The following is a 22,051-nucleotide window of genomic DNA, read 5'->3' on the forward strand; positions in this document are numbered from 1 at the left end:
TTGGGAGAGGGGTTGGGGTGAGGGTCTTTCAGATTAATGGAATTGCTCTTCTTCAGTAGAGCCAGTCAACGCTGTTACAGATGAAGCACCACCTTGGATAACAGTGGTAACGTCATCGAAGTAGCCAACACCAACTTCTTGCTGGTGAGAAACGAAGGTGTAACCTTTGTCACGTGCAGCAAATTCAGGTTCTTGAACCATGTTGACATAGTGCTTCATGCCTTCGCCGCGTGCATAAGCGTGTGCGAACTGGAAGGTGTTGAACCAGTTGACGTGGATACCCGCCAAGGTAATGAACTGGTACTTGTAGCCCATTGCAGACAGTTCGTCTTGGAACTTCGCGATGGTTTTGTCGTCCAGATTCTTCTTCCAGTTGAAAGACGGTGAGCAGTTGTAAGACAACAGTTGACCTGGGCAAGCAGCTTGAACCGCTTGTGCGAATTCACGCGCAAAGCCAAGGTCAGGCGTACCGGTTTCACACCACACCATGTCAGCGTAAGGCGCGTAAGCAACGCCACGGCTGATTGCTTGTTCCAGACCGTTTTTAACGCGGTAGAAACCTTCAGCAGTACGCTCGCCAGTCAGGAATGGCTTGTCGTTAGCGTCATGGTCAGAAGTGATCAGGTTAGCTGCTTCAGCGTCAGTACGCGCCAGAATAACGGTAGGAACGCCCATTACGTCAGCCGCAAAACGTGCAGAAATCAGCTTTTCAACCGCTTCAGCCGTTGGAACCAATACTTTACCGCCCATGTGACCGCACTTCTTAACAGCAGCCAATTGGTCTTCAAAGTGAACGCCAGCCGCGCCTGCGGTGATCATGTTCTTCATCAGTTCAAATGCGTTCAGAACGCCACCGAAACCGGCTTCTGCGTCAGCAACGATAGGCAGGAAGTAGTCGATACCGCCTTCGTCAGTTGGGCTGATGCCACGACCCCATTGGATTTCGTCAGCACGCTTGAAAGTGTTGTTGATACGGCGAACCATGGTAGGTACGGAATCGTATGCGTACAGGGATTGGTCAGGGTACATGGTTTCTGAGGTGTTGCCGTCAGCAGCAACTTGCCAGCCGGACAGGTAAACTGCTTCCAGACCTGCTTTAGCTTGTTGCATCGCTTGACCCGCGCTGATCGCGCCGAAAGCGTTAACGTAGCCTTTTTTCGCGCCGCCGTTAACCAGATCCCACAGTTTCGCAGCACCGCGTTTTGCCAGTGTGTGGTCAACTTGCAAAGAACCGCGCAGGCGTACTACGTCAGCCGCAGAATAAGTACGCTTAACATTTGCCCAACGTGGGTTTTCTGCCCAGTCTGCTTGCAGAGCTGCAATTTGTGCTTCACGAGTTGTCATGTAGTGTTCCTCAGAATCAATAAAAGTGAACGAAACCGGTAAAATGTCGGCAATTTGCCTTTATTTGCCTAGGGCAATCCTTTATTCCTCTCTCTGCTCGCTGCTGCGAATCTTGCTTTTTCATGAAATGCCGGACAATCATTTAAATTATCCGGGATTTGGATAGTAATGAACCGATAATCTGTCGACAATAAAATTAATTCAATCTTTACCATTGCCTGAATCAATGATTGGCATCTATTTTGATTAATCCCAATGTCGACAATGTAAATGAGCGGATTTGTTGAAGCAAAGCGACATCATTGAGCAATGACACCCCATACGACGGGATCATGACTTTTAACTTGCTGCGCCATTCCTCAGAAGCCATTTCTGTGGCAAAACACTTTTCTAACACTTGCAACATCGCCGTCACCGTTACCGAAGCACCGGGAGAAGCGCCCAATAATCCAGCCAGTGACCCATCTGCTGCGGTAATCACTTCCGTACCAAATTCCAGCTTGCCGCCTTTCACCGGATCTTTCTTAATGATTTGCACCCGTTGCCCGGCACTCGCCAAGGTCCAGTCCTCATTACGCGCCTCTGGGAAATATTCACGCAACGCATCCATGCGTGAATCATGGTTTTGCATCACTTCAGAAACCAGGTAACGGATCAGGTCAAAGCTGCTTAAGCCCACCTTCGCCATCGGCAATAAATTATTGGGCTTAATAGACTCTGGCAAATCCAGAATCGAGCCTTCTTTGAGGAATTTGGTGGTGAAACCCGCAAAAGGCCCGAACAACAGCGCTTTTTCGCCATCAATAATGCGCGTATCCAAGTGCGGTACTGACATTGGCGGCGCACCAATAGACGCTTTGCCATAAACCTTAGCAAAGTGTTGGCTCACAATTTCCGGTTTTTTACAGACTAACCATTGACCACTAACGGGGAAACCGCCATAACCCTTGCCTTCCGCAATGCCGGATTTTTGCAACAATGGCAATGCGCCACCGCCAGCTCCCAAGAATACGAAATCCGCCGTCAAGGTTAGCGTATCCAAAATGCTATCGGTTTCTTGCGTCACAATGCGCCATTTACCATCAGCTTGCTTACGCAAGCTTTTGACTTCGTGTTTCAGCAGCAAATCGACATTATCAAAGCTTTGCAAATAACCAATCATGTTGCGGGTCAAAGCGCCGAAATTGACATCCGAGCCATGCATAACCCGTGTCCCGGCTACGCTTTGGGCAGGGTCGCGCCCATTCATGACCAATGGCATCCAAGTTTTCAGCACAGCGGGATCGTCACTGTATTCCATCCCCGCAAACATTGGGTGTTGGCTAAGCAGTTCAAAACGCTTTCGCAAGAATGCAACATTCTTCTCGCCCCACACAAAACTCAAATGCGGGGTCGGGTTAATGAAGGAAGACGGCTCCGGCAGGGCTTGTTGTTGCACCAGATAAGACCAAAACTGCAAGGTACGCTCAAATGACTCATTGATGGCAAACGCCTTACTAGCGTCCACCGAGCCATCGGCTTTCTCCGGGGTATAGTTGAGTTCGCAATAGGCAGCATGACCGGTACCGGCATTATTCCAGCCACTGGTGCTTTCCATTGCGACATCTTCCAGACGCTCAATGATGCTGATTGTCAACAATGGGTTTAACTGTTTCAGCAACACGCCCAAGGTAGCACTCATTGTGCCTGCGCCTACCAGCACCACGTTTACATTCTTCGCAACCATATTCACCTTCAAAGAGCTAAGGATAAGGAAGTACAGATAATAGAACGGGAAGGACGGTAATTTCTAGCAGTGCTTCACGGATTTTTAACAAGATTGTCGACAATCTTGTTAAAAGCTGCCGACAAAGTGAGGTGTGATGCGGCATTGCAGCATTTTACCCGAATGAAATATTTTTTGCACACCTCAAAGCATATCCATAAAATTTAATTATTAAAGAAATTAATTTATTATCAATAAATCAGGAAAATAGAGAATAAAAAACTTTTGAGCAAAAAAAGAAAAAGTGTGTTCGCTATCACATTCTGCTGACGGTTTTTTAAATATTCTGCACCTACAGGAAACGACACGACGGGAGCTAACACGATGTTTAAAGTCTATATCAACGGGAGTTTTGACTCCACACACGAGACACTCAGCAACGCTTGCCGCTATGCACGGACGCAAGCCATTCTTGATCAACGCGCCTACGTCACTGTGTTTGCAGAAGGCAAAGGCACTAAACCAACGATTGATACCGAAAGAGCGGTGATGAAAGGCGTCCCAGCGTACATTATCACACCTCATGTGCGTACCATCACGGAAAACCGTGAAGAACAGCGTAGTGCAGGAATCGGCAATCTGGTTGCCGCAGCAGCACGGCATTCCACAGGGGTCTCTAGGGGCTATTAAAAAACAACGCAATAAAAATAGGGCTAAACGAACAGTAGGTTGTTCGTTAAACAGTCTTTGTTTTTTCAGCAGATGGGGCTACCTGCTGAATACGCAAAGCATCTTTAAGCGGGGCATGTCCCCGCTTTTTCTTTGGGGCTAACGCACCCGCACAAAACTCAAAACGTCATAAATAAAAATCAAAATAAACAAAAAATATTTGATTAACGTTTTTTCCATTGTGTGTCCGCTATCACATATCGACACCCATAATTCCCCTACTCTTACCTCATAGCAACATGAACGGCAGACAGGAGTTTTCACATGTTCAAGGTTTTTCTTGATGGCACATATCATTCAACACACAAGACTTTTGCGGAAGCCTGTCGTAACGCACGCATCCAGGCTGAGCGCTACCAAAACGCTTATTTTACGGTGTTTGAGGCGGGCGATGACATTGATCGGGCGTTCCATGCCAACAGCGATACATTGTGTGGCGTACCCGATTACATTATCTCCCCGAATGACAGCGTGGCACATGGGGCGATCTCATTAGTAACCGCATCATCCCTATTAAGGGTTCGTCTGCCGTCACATACCTTTGGGTCTTATGAACACCCACTGATATAACTTTATTTAATATTTAATTGGTTAAAAAAAACCTTGAGATGATGATCCACCTATTTTAAGGGCTGGTAGTTGGATCATCATGAACAGTTGAGTTCGGGCTTTCTTGGCTGTTCGTCTCAAGGCATAAAAAGAAAAGCGGGGCTAAGCCCCGCTTTTCAACTTTTCTTACTGATGATTCTGTTTGCTCAGAACTCGACGCTGTAGGCAACCCCTACAATATCCTGCTTCATCGTCAAGTCATAAGCATCCATAGGAACAGGACCCGGTGGCGGCACGGTTGCCGTACCTTCCACTGTATTTTCAAGTGCATGAATGTATGAACCCACAATTTTGGATTTTGGTGTCAGCCTCTTCTCAAAACCAAGGGAAACATGCTCTTCCACAACGGCTGGAGCCAGCACGTTAAGCGTTGTCACACCACCAGACACGGGGCTATCACCACGGTTGTATCCAGCCATCAGCGCTAAACCATCATTCAACTGCTGTTTTACACCAATTTTATATACTGTTTGATCTTCCCAACCAAACCCAGGACCATTATCCGCACCAAAGGGCAGTGGTGTCGCAGGTGAATTTCCGATCGCATCAACGCCAGAGTATTCGATTTTCTGAACATCAGCGGCGATTAATGTTTGCGGTGTTGCCTGAAATGCGATACCTGCGGTAGTCGCTGCGGGTACATCGAACTCACCAGCATTGGGGAACAAACCGCTATATTCATCCAGCTTACTCATGCCCACTTTGGAACGGTAAGCAAGACCTGCCGATAATTTGTCAGACAACTTACCCTGGACACCGATAGTTGCCCCAACCCCAGTAGAGTTAGCACCGCCATTATTGCTTAGACCAGCGGGGTTACTAGTAAAACCAGTAAATGCCCCCAAACCTTCAGCTTCAAAACGCTGAGCCACTAAATTGACCGATGCGCCAATGGCTACATTCTCATTCACCTTATAGCTCGCAGTCGGTGCAATAAACATTTGCTTGAGGTCAATCCTTGTGGCAGTACCTGGCAAACCACCAAAAGAACCTGCGCCGAAAGGCACACCGCTCTCGTAAGAGGTATTCATGCCACCATTACCATAAGCAACAACACCAACGGACAAACCACCCTTCATATCACGCTTATAGCCAGCTTCGGGGATCAGGAACATTTCATCGCCGTTACCATCGGCGGTCACATCCGCAGGCGCACCAAAAGCTGTTCCTTTGAACGTTGCGGAACGATCCGGTTTGAATATTTCCAAGCCCACATCATAACCATCAGGCGCAAAAGATGCCGCTGCCGGGTTAGTCGCCATACTCATAGGGCTTGTTGCAAAACCAGCAGCCGCACCGCCCATCGCTTTGTGGGTTTGCCCCAAACCGGTCGGCGCAAGACCATTGGTTGCGAATGCCGATTGAGCGCCTAATGCCAACAGCACCGACACAGCAAGGGTAGTTTTTCTGAACATAAATAATCACTCCTCCATTATATTTTTGCGATTTCTCAACATTTGTTGCGAAATAGTGACAGAGGAGTATTAAGCTGTCAAATGCTTATTATTAAGCAAAACAACAGTTTATAATTATATTATAATATGCGACTTTATGAATGCGCGACTATCCATCACCAAGGATTGCAGCGACTCTCAACGCATCGTCTTCGGTATCCACCCCTGCCCCCGGAATTTCCGCTGCAATATCAACATGAATCCGATAGCCATGCGCCAATGCACGCAACTGTTCCAGCTTTTCCAACTGCTCAATTTGTGCGGGTGGCATCCCTGCAAAGGCTTTCAAAAAACCCGCGCGGTAAGCATACATCCCAATATGCCGCAGCGCGTAATCGTACAAAGCAACTCCCGCATCACGCTGCAACGGGATCGGCGCACGGCTGAAATACAATGCCATGCCCTCTGCATCCCGCACGACTTTCACAACATTCGGGTTAAGAAACTCGGCTTCGCTGAAGATCGGTGTCGCCAAGGTTGCCATGCTGGCTTGCGGGTATTGCGCTAGATTACGCGCCAATTGGTGCAAATTTGCCACAGGCGTGAGCGGCTCATCGCCCTGCAAATTCACCACGATGGTGTCATCTGCCCAACCTTGTTGTTGCACCACTTCCGCGAGACGATCGCTGCCGGTTTCGTGGGTACTGGCAGTCATGGCAACCTGTGCACCGAAAGCGCAGCACACGCGCTGGATGCGTTCATCATCCGTCGCCACTAGCACTGTGGCAAAACCAGCCGCCATTGCCCGCTCGTGGACATGCTGAATCAAAGGTTTGCCTGCCAATTCGCGTAAGGGTTTGCCCGGTAAGCGAGACGAGGCATACCGCGCTGGAATCACCAACACTGTGTTCATTCGTGCAATGCTTCCACTTCTTCTTGAGTCAACACGCGGGCTTCTTCTTCCAGCATCACCGGAATCCCATCCCGAATCGGGTAAGCCAACCGCGCCGATTTCGACACCAGCTCTTGTTTAGCCTTGTCATAAATCAGCGGGCCTTTGGTGACGGGGCAGGCCAAAATTTCCAGCAATTTCTTATCCATGTTTGAATCCTTGTAAACGGGTAAGGAGAGCGTGGGCAAGCGTTTCGTCCAGCACTGCCTCAATCGGCAGATACCATGCGTTTTGCCCAGCGAATTGACGGCATTTTACCGCATCTTTTTCCGTCATGATGATTGGATGTGTGTCGTCAAAGCATAATTCGGTGCCAGTAAAGGCGTGATGATCGGGGTAAAGGTGGGGAACGACCAGCAAACCCGCCTGTTCCAGCGACTGGAGGAAGCGCTGCGGATTGCCGATGCCGGTAACAACATGCACGGTTTTGCCTGCCCATGCGGTTAACGGTTGTGCTTCCACTGTTGCCAAATTCACCAAGATATCACCACGCATTTGCATGGTATCGCCGTTGACGATCACAAAATCGCAGGACGTTAGACGAGAAATAGATTCACGCAATGGACCAGAGGGAAGACACCAACCGTTACCAAAGCGCCGTTGCCCATCCACCACACAGATTTCCAGGTCACGCCCCATGCGGTAATGCTGTAAGCCGTCATCAGCAATCACCATGTCGCAAGCGTGTTGTTGCAACAAAGTAGCAATCGCTTGGTTGCGGTCGCTGCCAATCGCAATAGGAACTTGAGTACGTTGCTTAATAAGTGTTGGCTCGTCACCAAGGTCATTCCCTTGACGTTGATACCCCCGACTCACCACGCCCGGCTTAAATCCCGCCTCGCGCAGCCGTTCCACCAACCAAATGACCAACGGCGTTTTCCCAGTGCCACCCACCGAAATATTGCCAACGACGATGACAGGCACGGGATGTTTGACTTGCTGGCGTTTATGTTGCCACCGCCGCACTGCTGCTAAGACGCAAAACAGCCCCGTGAGCGGCAATAGCATGTACTTACCCAGCCGATCATTGCCATACCAAACGTTTAGCAGCCAGCGTTCAAGTTTCATCATGGAATTGCAGCGTGTGCAAACGTGCGTACTGCCCATTCAATGCCAGCAATTCGCCATGTTTGCCGGATTCGATGATTTCACCGTCTTGCATCACCAAAATACGATCCGCATTCTCAATCGTCGACAAACGGTGCGCAATCATGAACGTGGTACGGTTACTGAGCAAATTATCCAGCGCCGCTTGAATATGGCGCTCGGATTCGGTATCCAACGCCGACGTTGCTTCATCCAAAATCAACACCGGCGCATTCGAGAGAATCGCTCGCGCAATCGACAAACGTTGGCGTTGCCCACCGGATAACATCACCCCATTATCGCCAATCAGCGTATCGAAACCTTGCGGCAACTTTTCAATAAATTCCAACGCAAACGCGGCTTCGGCAGCGGCACGGAGTTGTGCGTCATCTATGCCTTGCATAGCGCCGTAAGCAATATTATTCCGCACGCTATCATTAAACAGCACCACATCTTGCCCAACATACGCAATATGACTGCGCAAATTGTACAAACTCAATTCGGTTAAACGCACCCCATCCAACAGAATTTCGCCCTGTTGCACATCGTAAAAACGGGGCAATAAGTTAACCAGCGTGGTTTTGCCACTGCCTGACTTGCCTACTAAAGCAATTTTTTCACCGGGATTCACGCGCAAATTAATATCACGCAACACCCATTTGTCGGTGTTCGGGTAACGGAAGGAAACGTTATGAAACAGCACTTCACCCCGGCATTGAGTGAGGGTTTGCTTGCCGGTATCGGCTTCGGTAGGGCTATCCAATAATTCAAAAATACCCTCACCGGCAGCAATCGCGGTCTGCAATTGCGCATTCAACTGCGTCAGATTGCGGATGGGGGTAAGCATCAGAATCATCGCCATAATGAAGGAGATAAACGTACCCGGCGACAAGGCTTCCAGCGTCGATTCGCGGGTCGCCATAAACACAATCGCAGCGAGTGCCACCGCTACCATGAATTGCACCAACGGCGTACTGAGCAATTCTGTCACCATGCGTTTCATGTGCAGCTCAATATTCTGCTCATTGGCAGCCCCAAAGCGGCGCTCTTCATACGGTTCGCCATTGAAAATCCGCACAACTTTGTAACCACGGATCATTTCATTGGCAATCTGGGTCACATCCCCCACCGAATCCTGCACTTTATGGCTCAAACGGCGCAAACGGCGCGTGGCATACACCACAATCAGCGCAATCAACGGCACTACCACCAAAATACCCAAGGTTAATTGCCAGCTATACCACAACATCAAACCCAATAAGCCGAGGATAGTGACGGAATCTTGCACCAACGTCGTCATGCCGCGAATGCTGGCATTCGCCACCTGATCAATGTAATAACTGACGTAAGCCAATAATTTGCCCGACTGGGTATTCTCAAAAAAGCTGACCGGCATCCGCAATAACTGGTTAAACACCTGATTACGCAAGGTTTTGGTCACTTGCCGCCCAATCATGCCGATGTAATAACCCGACAAAAACATGGCAGCACCGCGCAATAAAAACAATGCCAAAATACCGACTGGCAACCACAAAATGGTATCAGGGTCACGTTGAATGATTGCCTTATCCAGCAAGGGTTTCAGACCCCACGCAAAAAAGGGCTGCGTCGCGGCGCTGATCACCAAACCTACCGCTGCCAGCGCCAAGTAATGCCAGTAGCTCAGCGAATAAGCAATCAGCCGTCGATAAACCTGCCAGCCCGTCGTGCGTGGTATTGTCATCCTATTCCTGTGGTTTGCGTGCCGATTGTGAGGTAGCCATCGAGAAATTGGTCAACCCCAAGCGCCCGGCGATGTCCATTGCCGTCACGACTGCCTGATAATTGACACTGGCATCCGCCGAAATGACCAGTGGCGGGGTATTATTACCCATTTCTTCCAAGGTCATGCTCATGGCTTGAAACAGCGTTTCAGGCTGATTATTCAACACTTCACGCCCATTAATATAGTAACGCCCTTGCCCGTCAATCAACAGTTCCAGCTTATCTTCCTGGGAAGCCGCCGCCACATTACTGGCAGTCGGTAACTCGATCTTGAGTTCAGCGTTCTTGTCAAAGGTAGTCGTGACCATGAAAAAAATCAACAGCATGAATACCACATCAATCAACGAAGTCAAGTCGACCTTACTTTCACTGCGTTCACGGGTACGGAATTTCATGCAGGCTTACCCCCGCGTGGCAACGGTGCTTGCGCAGGTGCTGGGCGTGCTGGCGACGCGGCAGGTGCACTGGCGGCTGGACGTGCTACGGCTGGTGCAGGCACAGACGCAGAGCTTGCTGCCGGTAAGGTTTTGCGGCTGGAATTGGCAATTTCAATCAAACGTAAAGCTTCACGCTCCATAATCGCCACATAGCCATCAACTTTGGCTTTGAAATAGCGCTCGAATACCAAGGTAGTAATCGCAATCAGCAAACCCACGACTGTCGTGACTAACGCTTCGGAAATGCCCCCCGCCATCTGCTGCGGATTGCCCACCCCGGCAGTATTGATCGCACTGAACACCCCAATCATGCCCAGTACCGTTCCCAACAAACCCATCATTGGTGCAATCGTAATGATCGTACCCAAAGCTGGCAGGTAACGTTCTAATTCTTGCACCACGTGCCGCCCGGCTTCTTCGACGTTTTCTTTCATAATATGGCGAGGCAATTCGCGGCTTTCCAGCCCTGTCGCTAACACGCGCCCCAGCAATGAACCGTTGCGCAATTCATCGACTTGCGCATCCGCCAGCTTATTGATACCGGCGAGTTTGCGGGCGCGTTCAATATCGCTGGCAGGCACAACCTTATTGACGCGCAATGATAAAAAACGCTCAATAATAATCGCTAATGCAATAATCGAACTCAGAATCAGGGGGAACATCATAATCCCGCCAGATTTGACTAATTCAAACATATCTAATCATGCCTCATTTTTTTATGATTCAGCCCACATGGTGTATGATCGGTGACTGTCTTATACAACTATACCAACAAAACCATAACATAGTGTACTGTCGATCATGAGAATAATAACAACCGCCCCTGTCAACCTACCGCCGTTACCGTTGCGCTATTTTTGGCGTTTGGGTGAAGATGACCATATACGCATAGACTGTCATCAAACTGTCACATCTTACAACTATGGTTACACACCACCGCCCACAATACCGGACACGGAACAGGATGTTATCATGCAGGAAAATGCTGCACCCGACCTGAATAATCCCGATTACTACCTCAATCGTGAACTCAGTCTGCTAGCCTTTAACCGCCGCGTCATGGAGCTGGCGCAAGACCCGCGTGTACCGCTGTTGGAACGCTTGCGTTTTCTGTGTATTTCCAGCGCGAATATGGATGAGTTTTTTGAAGTCCGCGTCGCCAGTCTCAAGCAACAATTGCAACTGGATGTCGCCTCGATTGGTGCAGACGGCTTAACCCCAACGGCGGCTTTGAAGCAAATCACGACCACGGCGCACGCGCTGGTTGACTCCCAATACAAACTGTTGAACGAAGCCATCATCCCCGCGCTGCGCCAGGAAGGCATTTACTTTGTACGCCGTACCCATTGGGATGAACGACAACTGGCGTGGCTATCGGATTATTTCGATCGCGAACTCATGCCCTTATTGAGTCCGCTGGGGCTAGACCCCGCGCACCCTTTCCCAAATGTCATCAATAAAAGTCTGAATTTTATTATCAGTTTGCAAGGCACGGATGCCTTCGGGCGTGAAATTGACACCGCCATTGTGCAAGCACCGCGCAGCCTGCCACGCATTATCCGCTTACCCGAAGGCATGGCTGCCAGCAATGACAGTTTCGTGTTCCTCTCCTCCATCTTGCACGCTTTTATAGATCGGCTATTCCCCGGCATGGAAGTGTTGGGCTGCTACCAATTCCGCCTCACCCGTAATAGCAATATGTACGTGGATGAGGAAGAAGTCGACGATCTGTTGCAAGCCATGCAAGGCGAATTACCACAACGCAATTACGGCGCGGTGGTGCGTTTGGAAGTCGCCGACCATTGCCCACCGGACAATATCGAATACCTGATGGAACACTTTCACCTGTGCGAACAGGATGTTTACAACGTCAATGGCCCGGTCAATCTCAATCGTTTAATGGCGATTGCGGATCTGGTGGATCGCCCTGACCTGCGCTTTCCACCGTTCCGCCCTGCCCCATCGGTAGCTGAGCGCCACCCGGATTTGTTTGAACGCATCAAACACAGCGATGTCTTGGTGCATCACCCCTACCAAAGTTTCCAAACGGTGCTGGACTTTATTGAGCAAGCGGCAAAAGACCCCGACGTGTTGGCGATTAAAATGACGCTGTACCGCACTGGTAAGCAATCCGAACTGGTTAAACACCTCATGCGTGCTGCACGTTTAGGCAAAGAAGTCACTGTCGTGGTGGAATTGCGGGCGCGTTTCGATGAAGAAGCCAATATCGGTCTTGCCAATCAATTGCAGAATGCCGGAGCGCATGTGGTGTATGGCGTGGTGGGTTACAAAACTCATGCAAAATTGTGTCTGGTAGTGCGGCGCGAAGGCAAACACTTACGCCGTTACGCCCACCTTGGTACGGGCAATTATCACCCCGGCACAGCACGCATTTACACCGACTTTGGCCTGCTCACCTGCCAACCGGACATGACCGAAGACGTGCATAAAGTCTTCCATATGCTCACCGGGCTGGGGCGAATGCGTGACCTGAAATATTTATTGGAAGCGCCGTTCAACTTGCACCAAGCGGTGATGGATAAAATCCAGCGCGAAACCCAACACGCACTGGCGGGCAAACCGGCATTAATCCGCGCCCGCATGAATGCCTTGATTGAGCCGCAAACCATCAGCGCCTTGTACCAAGCGTCACAAGCGGGTGTCACCGTGGAACTGGTGGTGCGCGGAGTGTGTTGCTTGCGCCCCGGCATTGCGGGCATTTCCGAAAACATTCATGTGCGCTCGGTCATGGGACGGTTTTTGGAACACCCACGGGTGTTTTATTTTCAGAATGCTGGGGATGAGGAATTGTATTGTTCGAGTGCGGACTGGATGCCGCGCAATTTCTTCCGCCGCGTCGAAGTGGCTTTCCCCATTTTAGACAAAGTGCTGCGCCAGCGGATTATTCATGAAGCATTTGAATTGCACTTGCAAGACAATACGCAGGCGTGGGAATTGCAGGCTGATGGCACGTACTTGCGCCAACAACCTGAAAATGACGAGGTAGAAAGCATCAACGCGCAACAACAACTGTTGAAGCTGCTGGCTAATGTTTAATGCTTGAACAGATGCGGCGCTTTGGCTTTGGCAGCCTGCCAACCAGAGCGCCCCGGTTTACCGGCTGGGAATACTTGCTTAGCCGTAGCGGTAGTTGCACCGTTGCTGCCCTTCCGAGGGGTGGTATTAACGACGGGTAACGCAATTGCCTGCCCGCTCAAACCGTTATACACCGCCAATACTTTGCGCACATAATGCTGGGTTTCGTTATACGGTGGAATGCCTTTGTATTTGTCGACCGCGCCTTCGCCCGCATTGTACGCCGCAACCGCTTTGTATAAATCACCGTCATAACGCTTCATTAACCAGCTCAGGTAGCGTGTGCCGCCGTGAATATTTTGGCTGGTGTTAAACGCATCATCGACCCCGAAACGTTCGGCAGTCGCGGGGATCAATTGCATCAAACCCTGCGCCCCTTTGGGTGACACGGCGGTACTATTGTAGCAGGACTCGACAGCGATCACGGCTTTCACCATATCCGCACTAACCCCATACTTTTCCGAATATTTTTGGATGGATTCCTGATGTGCTTCTGCCCTTTTATTAACCGCATTGGCATTGGTGCCGCAGCCTGATGCCTGGGCTGTTTGCATGAAAGCAAACCCCAACAAGCTGACAAAAATAGCACTGTTCAAACGTTTCATGTGTTTTCCCCAAATCAAACTACCACCCAGTATATTAGTAAAAACTTATAATTCAAGTTTCCTTTTTAGGGCAAGGTGATAAGCAAAAGTTCCGTTAATCGTTGATGCCACGCATTCTAGTGCGAAGTCCCCCCCAAAGAAGTGATGAACATCACGCATCCTGCTATAGTTTCACCACGCTAATACACTGCATGGAATTGGTTGTGACCGTAATAAAAAAATCTGTTTGGCATATTATTTTTGGCATTTTTTGTATCATATCTACCACACTGCCAGCATACGCCGCTAACCTACCAATCGGCATGAATACCAACGAAGTGATGCAAGTCGATTCCAGCGTTCCGTTCGTCAATGTATTCAAAATGGCGCTACCGTTTGCCGAAGCCAAGCTCACGCATGGTAACATTGTTTACGATACTGACGGCTGGCCGCAACAGCTCAATGGCGGGCGAGCAGGTACTAATCTTTTGCACTGGTTGCCTGTGGGTACATTACCAGAGGGGCAGTACACGGTGTTGTACGACGGTGAGGGCGAATTGGTCTATGGTGATGATGCCAAACTCATCAAACGCTTACCCGGCAAAGACCTCATTCAGATTGCTGCCGGTGCTGACAAGTTTTTCAAAGTCACGCTGACGATTCAACAATCTAACCCCGATAACTATTTGCGTAATATTCGCGTACTCCTACCGGGTGGCATTTGTGCCAACAATCCGTTCCAGCGCGTTAACAGCGCCCAACAGTGTGACGGTGACTACCGCGATTTTACAACACATTACGATAGTATTGTGTTTAATCCCGACTACCTGAATTTTATGCGCGATTTCAAAACAATCCGCTTCATGAATATGTCGGGCATTACCCGCAACCCGCTCAGCCAGTGGGAACAAATGCCACGCCTCAGCCAAGCCACCTGGGCAGGGGTAGAAGGCAAACGCGGCGCACCATTGGAAATCATGGTTGCGTTAGCGAATCGCCTGAATGCCGATGCATGGTTTACTATTCCCCATGCTGCGGATGATGACCTCGTGCGCCAATACGCTGATTATGTGAAACAACATCTGCGCCCCCACCTAAAAGCTTACGTGGAATACACCAATGAAGCGTGGAACCCGGCTTTTAGCCAAGCGCATTACACCAAGCAAATGGGACTGCAACAAAAACTCGACACCGACCCGCCGCAAGCCAGTCACAAATATTACGTCAAACGTTCGCTAGAAGTGTTCCTGCTCTGGGAACAAGCCTTCGGTAACACCAAACGCTTGGTGCGCGTGCTGAGCGGTTGGTCAGCAAATCCCCGTTTAAGTGAAATATTGCTCAGTTATAACCAAGCCCACCGCCACATAGATGCGTTTGCCATCGCACCGTATTTCTACGTTCACGACCGCCAGCAAGCCGAAGTCCGCAGCACCGAAGATGTCTTCAAGCTGTTAAAAGACGACCGCAATGCTTATTCCATTCAAAACGTGCTCACCATGGTGCAAAAGCAGGCTGATCTTGCCAAACAATACAATGTGAAATTGATTGCTTACGAAGGCGGGCAACACTTGGTAGATCGCAAAACCCGCTCCATCCGCGACTTTCCCAACCCGCAATACATCGGCGCAAACCGGGCGCAACCGATGGAAGCAATGTACATCGAATTTCTGGAAGGCTGGCAGAAAATTACCGGAAATAGCTTGTTTGTGGCGTTTTCAGCACCGCGCACCTATCAGGCTTACGGCAGTTGGGGGGTGAAAGAGCATATTAATCAGGCGGCTGGAGAAACGCCCAAGTATCGGGCGCTGCTCCAGATGTTGCGTTAAGCGCCTGTGAAATGGAATCCAAGCTTATTGCATTTTATGCTACTTGAACAGCCAAGCTAAATCACTAAGCAACTCTGTCCTCCTGATAAACGCTTGACTTGCACCTGTACCCCGATTCGTTCAGTCATTTCCTGTACGTGGGAAATGACGCCAACTTTACGCCCCTGAGCTTGCAAGTTGTCGAGTGCATCCATTGCCACTCTCAGGGAATCAGCATCCAGACTGCCAAACCCTTCGTCAATAAATAATGATTCCACCCTGACACGTTGAGAAGAGAGCGATGCCAACCCCAAAGCCAAGGCCAACGACACTAAAAAGGACTCACCGCCAGATAACGAATGCACTGAGCGATACTCATCCCCAAGATCCTGATCCACCACTAGCAAAGCTAAGCTATTCTTGACGCGTTTGAGAACGTAACGACGTGACAACTCAACCAGATGCCGGTTAGCATATCCTAATAACACATCGAGACTGAATTGCTGAGCAAAATTGCGAAATTTCTTGCCATCGGCTGAGCCAATCAGCTCATTGAGTTGTTCCCAAACTTTAGCATGAACTTCGTGCTGAGCAATTGCCGTCAACACGTTAACTGCTTGCTGACGGCACTCATCATCTCGGCGCAAATCAAGTTCCTTGGTCGCCAACAGCATTTTAGTACGTTCAATATTTGTTTGAGCTTGTGCCGAAAGCGCTGTGAGTTCGTCAGCACTCTCCAAACCTACCCGTTTAACCTGATGCGTAGCCAACGCAGCAGAACGGTCAACTAACACACTCTGGCAATTAGTGATGTTGGTTTTCAACTGTTGAAAAAATTCGCGTTCATTGCGTATCCAATCCATATCATGTGCCAACAAAACACGTAATCTGGGAATATCCCTTTCGCTAAGTGCTTTCGTTGCTAAAGTGTGGGCAGATTGCCGCTTGTCAGACAAAATCTGAGCTTGTTGCAAATGGGTAATAGCTTGCGTCTGTGTGTGACTAAGTTGCTGATGGAACGCCTGCTGCTTACTGAACGCTTGACGAGTAGAAGAAATGTTGCTGCTTAACGCTAACTCAACTGCCTCCACAGCCCTCCCCTCAAACAGTTGCTGACGCTCAGTTTGCTTGGTTTGTAATTCCAGTGTGAGCGCATCGAAACGGCTACGTGCTTGTGCAAGCAATGCCTGCGTATTTTCAGTTAGCACATGCGCTTGCTGAAAATACGCCTGAGCTTGCAAATGGGTATGACTGGTATGCCCGTGAGAAGCGCGTTTTAGCTGATGGATTCGTTGTGCATCCTCCAGTTCACGACTCAATTCTACTTCTACTTCGGCCGCCGCCCTTCCATCAAATAATTGCTGACGCTCGGTTTGCTTGGTTTGTAATTCCAACGTAAGCGCATCGAAACGGCTACGTGCTTGTGCAAGCAATGCCTGTGTACTTTCAGTTAACACATGGGCTTGCTGCAAATTCGCCTCAGCTTGCAAATGTGTGTGACTAGCTTGCCCGTGAGAAACACGTTTTAGCTGATGGACTTGTTGTGCATCCCTCAGTTCATGATTAAATTCTGCTTCTACTTCTGCCGCTGCCCTTCCATCAAATAATTGCTGACGCTCAGTTTGCTTGGTTTGTAATTCCAGTGTGAGCGCATCGAAACGGCTACGTGCTTGTGCAAGCAATGCCTGCGTATTTTCAGTTAGCACATGCGCTTGCTGAAAATACGCCTGAGCTTGCAAATGGGTATGACTGGTATGCCCGTGAGAAGCGCGTTTTAGCTGATGGATTCGTTGTGCATCCTCCAGTTCACGACTCAATTCTACTTCTACTTCGGCCGCCGCCCTTCCATCAAATAATTGCTGACGCTCAGTTTGTTTGGTTTGTAATTCCAGCGTAAGCGCATCGAAACGGCTACGTGCTTGTGCAAGCAACGTCGTAGATTGCGCAGATTCTGCTGCCAACGCATTGCTTTTTATTTCTAGTGTTCCGATCTCCACATTTAGCCTACTCGCCGCTTGTTGCTGCTCTTGCCAATCTGACGCCTCCACTTGGCGGGCGCAATAAAAGGCCTGAGCATCAAGCATCCAATCCATTCTCCAATCAGTATTGGAAAATGCAGCATCCAATGCAGCTAGACGTTCTTCACACTGTTTTTCTTGCTCCGCGACAGTGCTTGATAACGCATCGTAGGCATGTTCCGCCTGTTGCCGCGCCTGTAACGCTTCATTGAGTAAATTTTTAGCTTTACCATGCTCATCATTGGCTTTGTTGACGACCTGTTGAGCAGCATCACGCTGTTGGGCGGCAATATGCAAAGCTTCTTCTTGCTCAAATAACGTTGCCAAAGTTTGTTCTGTAAGACTTTTATTGGTGTTCAGCCATTTGAACCAATCTCGATCCGTATCTTGATTTTGAGTGGCGACTCGAACAAGCTCGCGATTATTCCAATCAGAATCCTGAATTTCAATTTCACGATCCAACGCTATTAACGCCTCAGTACGGAGCATGTGATCTGCTTGAATAGACGCTAATTGCACCTGATATTTCGACAACTGTGCCTGTACAATATCACGCTCATGGCGACAACGGGTTGCATCGCTGCGCAAATTTTCTAGTAGCGCATCAAAATGCGGATTCATTTGCACATAAGGGTGTTCGGTTGCACCACAAACCGGACAAGGTGCATCCGGCGTCAAAACGGCGCGTAAACTTTCAACATTTCCATGACAAGCCAATTCAGCCAAGCGCAGTGAACGCTCAACTTGTAGCAACACCTGCTCTACAGCAGGTTGCTGCGCGACCGCAACACTATGTAACGCTTCAGTAGCAACACGTGTTTCTGTTAATTTTTGTAGTTGTTCAGTCATTAATGCGCGATTGCGCGTGATTTCATCAAGTTTTTTCCAACACTGAATGGTGTCGATGATTTGGTTGTACTGTCGTTGATGCAACTGCTTGCGCGTAACTAAATCGGGTGCATTAAATTGATTATACCCTGCACTCGCAGTATCAAGAGCCTCTTGAGCTTGCTCCAAACTCACATTGCTATTGGTCTGACGCAATTGTGCCGCATTAGCAGCTTCACGAGCTCGTTGCAGCACACCCTGCGACAATCTCAACTGTCTTTTATTACTAAGCAATGAATGCTGAATGTTAGCTGCTTGGGTGAATAAAGTATCCCAGCGCCCCCAATCCTTGCCCAATAATACTAAATGCGAATTATCTACCAACCATGCATTTGTTTTGGCAAGTTCCACTACCGTTTGCTGGAGAGCAATTTGTTGCAATTGTAAGGCTTGCTGAACTTGCGTACTTACGATGTGTGCATCATCAAATGCCTGTTGCGCTTGTTCAAGATCAGGCAAGCTGGCAGCAATCAATGCATCAAGCGTCTTTGCTTGTTGTAGAAGGGGCTGCGCAAGTGCCTGCGTTTGTTCTGCTTGTTGTTGCCGTTGCTCGGCTTGTTGCAACTCAATGGTGGCTTGTTTCAGGGCTGCTGTGGCATTTTCCAACTCCCCTTGACATTTGGTAACAGCTAAACACCTGCTTTCCCAATCAGCACGGCAATGCTCAAGTACTTGTTTCGCTTGCTCAAGGTCAGGCAGGCTGGCAGCAATCAATGCATCAAGCGTCTTTGCTTGTTGTAGAAAGGGCTGAGCAAACGCTTGTGCTTGGTCTGCTTGTTGTTGCCGTTGCTCGGCTTGTTGCAATTCAATACTGGCTTGTTTCAGGATTGCTGTGGCATTTTCTAACTCCCCTTCGTATTTGGTAACAGCTAAACATCTGCTTTCCCAATCAGCACTGCAATGCTTAAGTACTTGTGTTGCTTGCTCAAGGTCAGGCAGGCTGGCAGCAATCAACGTATCGAGCGTCTTCGCCTGTTGCAAATGAGGCTGAGCAAGCGCTTGTGCTTGTTCTGCTTGTTGTTGCCGTTGCTCGGCTTGTTGCAACTCAATGGTGGCTTGTTTCAGGGCTGCTGTGGCATTTTCCAACTCCCCTTGGCATTTAATAACAGCTAAGCATCTGCTTTCCCAATCAGCACTACAATGCTCAAGTACTTGTTTCGCTTGCTCAAGGTCAGGCAAGCTGGCAGAAATCAACGTATCGAGCGTCTTCGCCTGTTGCAAATGAGGCTGGGCAAGCGCTTGTGCTTGTTCTGCTTGTTGATAATGCAGTTCAGCACGTGTTAAATCAGCCTCAGCCTGTGTCAGTGCAACAACCGCTTGCTCCCACTCGCCTTTAAACCGGATAACATCAACTTGGCTGATTTCCCATGCACGACTCGCACGATCAAGTTCATCCAATTGAGGGCGCAATAACTGAACTGCTTCGACACCTTGAAAGTGCAATTCACGCTCTGCTGCGGATTCTTTATCAGATAGCGCATATTCCAATGCGGCTCTAGCACTATCTTCAGCCTGTTTGAGCTGCTTCCATGTTTCATGCCAACGTAACTGCGCATTAATATGGTCATGCTGCTGAATGTGTTGCTGATTTTCCAAACGAATAACATCACGCTCAGATTCAAGCGTCAACCGTTCATCAACATCCAGCGGTTTAAGATCACCCAGCTTAGCGTGTAAACGTTGTTTAAATTCACTTTCTTGCTTTGCCCGTTGATAAGCATTTACTGAAAGCTGGCTAAATTGATCCGTACCTGTCAACGTTTCCAGTAATTCAGCACGTTCATCATCTGGGGCTTTGAGAAACGCCGCAAATTCGTTTTGCGCCAGTAATACCGCACGGGTAAACTGAGGAAAAGTCAACCCAATGCGTACTTCAACAGCGGGCAACACCTCAGTTTTTAGCTTACCACTAACAGGTGTCAAATCGGGCAAACGCAATAACGTCATTTCTACCGCTTGCAACTTACCATCGGCTCTTCCGCGAGCGCGGCGCACACTCCATCTGGAACGGTAAGCGACTCGATCATTACCAAGAAAATCAACTTCCGCAAAACCATCACCGGCACCGCGCCGCAAAATAGTGCGAGGATCACGTGATGCAATGGATTCGCCCACCACATCTGGCAAATTGCTATTTCTAGCATTGGCGTGTAGTAGACGTGGCGTGTTGTCGTATAAGGCTAAACACAAAGCATCCAATAAGGTGCTTTTACCCGCTCCCGTTGGGCCTGTAATTGCAAAAATACCGCTAGATGCCAGTGGTTCAGAACAAAAATCCACTGCAAATTCACGAGCTAGCGACGCCAAGTTCTTTCCACGAATAGCCAGAATTTTCATGCTTGCATCTCCGTATGAGCAAGTAATTCAGCAAAAGCAAGCTGTAAGGTTTCCGGTAACTCACTAGCGTATTTTTGTCGGTAAATCTGCTGAAAAATGTCCTCTGGAGTTAAGGCATTCAAAGCGTCCAATGACAAGTCGGGGCTAACATCTGGAACATTAGAAGAAGGTGTAGTAATTTCGATTTTTGCTAAACGTACTGGTTTACCTTGCAACGCCACCTCGATACGAGCGCGTAAATTAGGTTCGGGTGCTTCCAACAGAACCCGCACTGTCAAATAAGGCCAACGACTCTCCGCTACCTGAGGCAAACTCAGTTGAGCAAGGATGCCTTCAACCAGTATCAACGGCATTGGTTTAGCAGGAATACGTAATAACTCAATAGCTCTTGGCACAGGAATAGGCTGTATCGATACCAATTTCTCGCCAACAATATCTACCCGCAAAACCTGATGAGGATAGTTGATTTCGGAAAAAGATAAAGGCAGAGGGCTGCCACTGTAGCGAATGTGTTCATGACCACCTACTTTTTGAGCAAGGTGTAAATGCCCCAACGCAACGTAAGCAAGCTCAGGGTTAAACAGATTCGCAGACAAGGCTTCTATATTACCAATGACAATGCGACGTTCTGACTCCACTGACACCTCCCCACCAGTCATGTGACAATGCCCCATCGCCACCAGGGCATCTCCCTGTTGACGCAGCGAACAAGCATATTCAAAGGCTTGTCGGTAAAGGCTTGCGACACCTGCGGCATAGGTATCACCACTTGTTTCCACTTTTGGCACATCAGAGGGGCGCAAAAACGGAACCACCAAGCACCATGCCTGCACCTTCCCTGTACGGTCTTTCAGCGGAACAACCAAACGCGCCACATCCACACTACCATCTGGCAAACGACTAACTTGTCCGACCACCACCGCATCAAACCACGCAAGCAATGGGTCTGATGCCTCCAATCGCCCCGCAGAGTCATGATTTCCTGCTATCAGAACAATATTAAGATGCGGAATACGTAAACGTGCATCACTCAGAAAGCGGTAAAGCTGGCGTTGTGAAGCTGCTGAAGGATTGGCATTGTCGAAAATATCCCCTGCTATCAACAAGGCATCCACCTGTTCTTGCTCAAGAGTATTCAGCAACCAAGCCAGAAAATCAGCGTGTTCTGCGGTACGTTCAAAATGGTGTAAGACTTGACCTAAGTGCCAATCAGAAGTGTGCAATAGACGCATCGCCAATGTATTCCTGTGGTGTAGACTACACCGCAGCTTACGTGCGAGAGGCTGAAAAATCCATCATTTTA

The 22,051-nt window shown here is 49.1% G+C and carries 16 protein-coding genes; 4 read left to right on the top strand and 12 right to left on the bottom strand.

The window, feature by feature from the left end; all coding sequences use genetic code 11:
• Positions 1-33: 33 nt before the first annotated feature.
• On the bottom strand, positions 34-1,344 hold the full coding sequence (aceA, locus tag L2Y54_RS19450; RefSeq protein ID WP_236498357.1) for an isocitrate lyase: 1,311 nt from the start codon (positions 1,342-1,344) through the stop codon (positions 34-36).
• 223 nt (positions 1,345-1,567) lie between these two features.
• The gene (mqo, locus tag L2Y54_RS19455; protein ID WP_236498359.1) at positions 1,568-3,070 is read right to left on the bottom strand and encodes a malate dehydrogenase (quinone); all 1,503 of its coding nucleotides are present in this window, start codon (positions 3,068-3,070) and stop codon (positions 1,568-1,570) included.
• Between the two features lie 363 nt (positions 3,071-3,433).
• Between mqo and L2Y54_RS19460 the strand changes: the two genes are divergently transcribed.
• Positions 3,434-3,739, top strand: a complete 306-nt coding sequence (locus L2Y54_RS19460) for a hypothetical protein (RefSeq protein WP_236498361.1) — start codon at positions 3,434-3,436, stop codon at positions 3,737-3,739.
• A 303-nt stretch (positions 3,740-4,042) separates the two neighbouring features.
• On the top strand, positions 4,043-4,348 hold the full coding sequence (locus tag L2Y54_RS19465; protein ID WP_236498363.1) for a hypothetical protein: 306 nt from the start codon (positions 4,043-4,045) through the stop codon (positions 4,346-4,348).
• Positions 4,349-4,533: 185 nt separating this feature from the next.
• On the opposite strand, the gene L2Y54_RS19470 is transcribed toward L2Y54_RS19465, so the two are convergent.
• The 7 genes from L2Y54_RS19470 to L2Y54_RS19500 all read right to left on the bottom strand — a co-directional run bounded on the left by L2Y54_RS19470 (position 4,534) and on the right by L2Y54_RS19500 (position 10,715).
• Positions 4,534-5,802, bottom strand: a complete 1,269-nt coding sequence (locus tag L2Y54_RS19470; RefSeq protein WP_236498365.1) for an OmpP1/FadL family transporter — start codon at positions 5,800-5,802, stop codon at positions 4,534-4,536.
• A 148-nt stretch (positions 5,803-5,950) separates the two neighbouring features.
• Positions 5,951-6,694: a 3-deoxy-manno-octulosonate cytidylyltransferase gene (gene kdsB, locus L2Y54_RS19475; RefSeq protein WP_236498367.1), complete on the bottom strand. Its 744-nt coding sequence runs from the start codon at positions 6,692-6,694 to the stop codon at positions 5,951-5,953.
• Positions 6,691-6,882, bottom strand: a complete 192-nt coding sequence (locus L2Y54_RS19480; RefSeq protein WP_236498368.1) for a Trm112 family protein — start codon at positions 6,880-6,882, stop codon at positions 6,691-6,693. The genes kdsB and L2Y54_RS19480 overlap by 4 nt, the downstream gene beginning before the upstream one ends.
• Complete coding sequence (lpxK, locus tag L2Y54_RS19485) at positions 6,875-7,804, bottom strand: tetraacyldisaccharide 4'-kinase (RefSeq protein WP_236498370.1); 930 nt, start codon at positions 7,802-7,804, stop codon at positions 6,875-6,877. The genes L2Y54_RS19480 and lpxK overlap by 8 nt, the downstream gene beginning before the upstream one ends.
• A complete protein-coding gene (gene msbA, locus L2Y54_RS19490; protein WP_236498372.1) occupies positions 7,791-9,542 on the bottom strand; it encodes a lipid A export permease/ATP-binding protein MsbA in 1,752 nt (583 codons plus the stop codon). The genes lpxK and msbA overlap by 14 nt, the downstream gene beginning before the upstream one ends.
• Position 9,543: 1 nt before the next feature.
• A complete protein-coding gene (locus L2Y54_RS19495; RefSeq protein WP_236498374.1) occupies positions 9,544-9,978 on the bottom strand; it encodes an ExbD/TolR family protein in 435 nt (144 codons plus the stop codon).
• On the bottom strand, positions 9,975-10,715 hold the full coding sequence (locus L2Y54_RS19500) for a MotA/TolQ/ExbB proton channel family protein (protein WP_236498376.1): 741 nt from the start codon (positions 10,713-10,715) through the stop codon (positions 9,975-9,977). The genes L2Y54_RS19495 and L2Y54_RS19500 overlap by 4 nt, the downstream gene beginning before the upstream one ends.
• Before the next feature lie 277 nt (positions 10,716-10,992).
• Here L2Y54_RS19500 and ppk1 point away from each other — a divergent pair, with 277 nt between their 5' ends.
• On the top strand, positions 10,993-13,077 hold the full coding sequence (gene ppk1 / locus L2Y54_RS19505; protein WP_236498377.1) for a polyphosphate kinase 1: 2,085 nt from the start codon (positions 10,993-10,995) through the stop codon (positions 13,075-13,077).
• Here the strand turns inward: ppk1 and L2Y54_RS19510 are convergent.
• On the bottom strand, positions 13,074-13,721 hold the full coding sequence (locus L2Y54_RS19510; protein WP_236498379.1) for a lytic transglycosylase domain-containing protein: 648 nt from the start codon (positions 13,719-13,721) through the stop codon (positions 13,074-13,076). The genes ppk1 and L2Y54_RS19510 overlap by 4 nt on opposite strands.
• A 302-nt stretch (positions 13,722-14,023) precedes the next feature.
• Between L2Y54_RS19510 and L2Y54_RS19515 the strand changes: the two genes are divergently transcribed.
• Positions 14,024-15,526, top strand: coding sequence for a hypothetical protein (locus L2Y54_RS19515; RefSeq protein ID WP_236498381.1), 1,503 nt, complete (start codon positions 14,024-14,026; stop codon positions 15,524-15,526).
• 56 nt (positions 15,527-15,582) lie between these two features.
• On the opposite strand, the gene L2Y54_RS19520 is transcribed toward L2Y54_RS19515, so the two are convergent.
• Entirely contained in the window at positions 15,583-20,748 is a 5,166-nt protein-coding gene (locus L2Y54_RS19520; protein WP_236498383.1) for an AAA family ATPase, read from the bottom strand.
• On the bottom strand, positions 20,745-21,980 hold the full coding sequence (locus L2Y54_RS19525) for an exonuclease SbcCD subunit D C-terminal domain-containing protein (protein ID WP_236498385.1): 1,236 nt from the start codon (positions 21,978-21,980) through the stop codon (positions 20,745-20,747). The genes L2Y54_RS19520 and L2Y54_RS19525 overlap by 4 nt, the downstream gene beginning before the upstream one ends.
• Between the last annotated feature and the right edge of the window lie 71 nt (positions 21,981-22,051).

Origin of the sequence: Thiothrix winogradskyi, assembly GCF_021650935.1 — a bacterium.
Lineage (GTDB): Bacteria > Pseudomonadota > Gammaproteobacteria > Thiotrichales > Thiotrichaceae > Thiothrix > Thiothrix winogradskyi.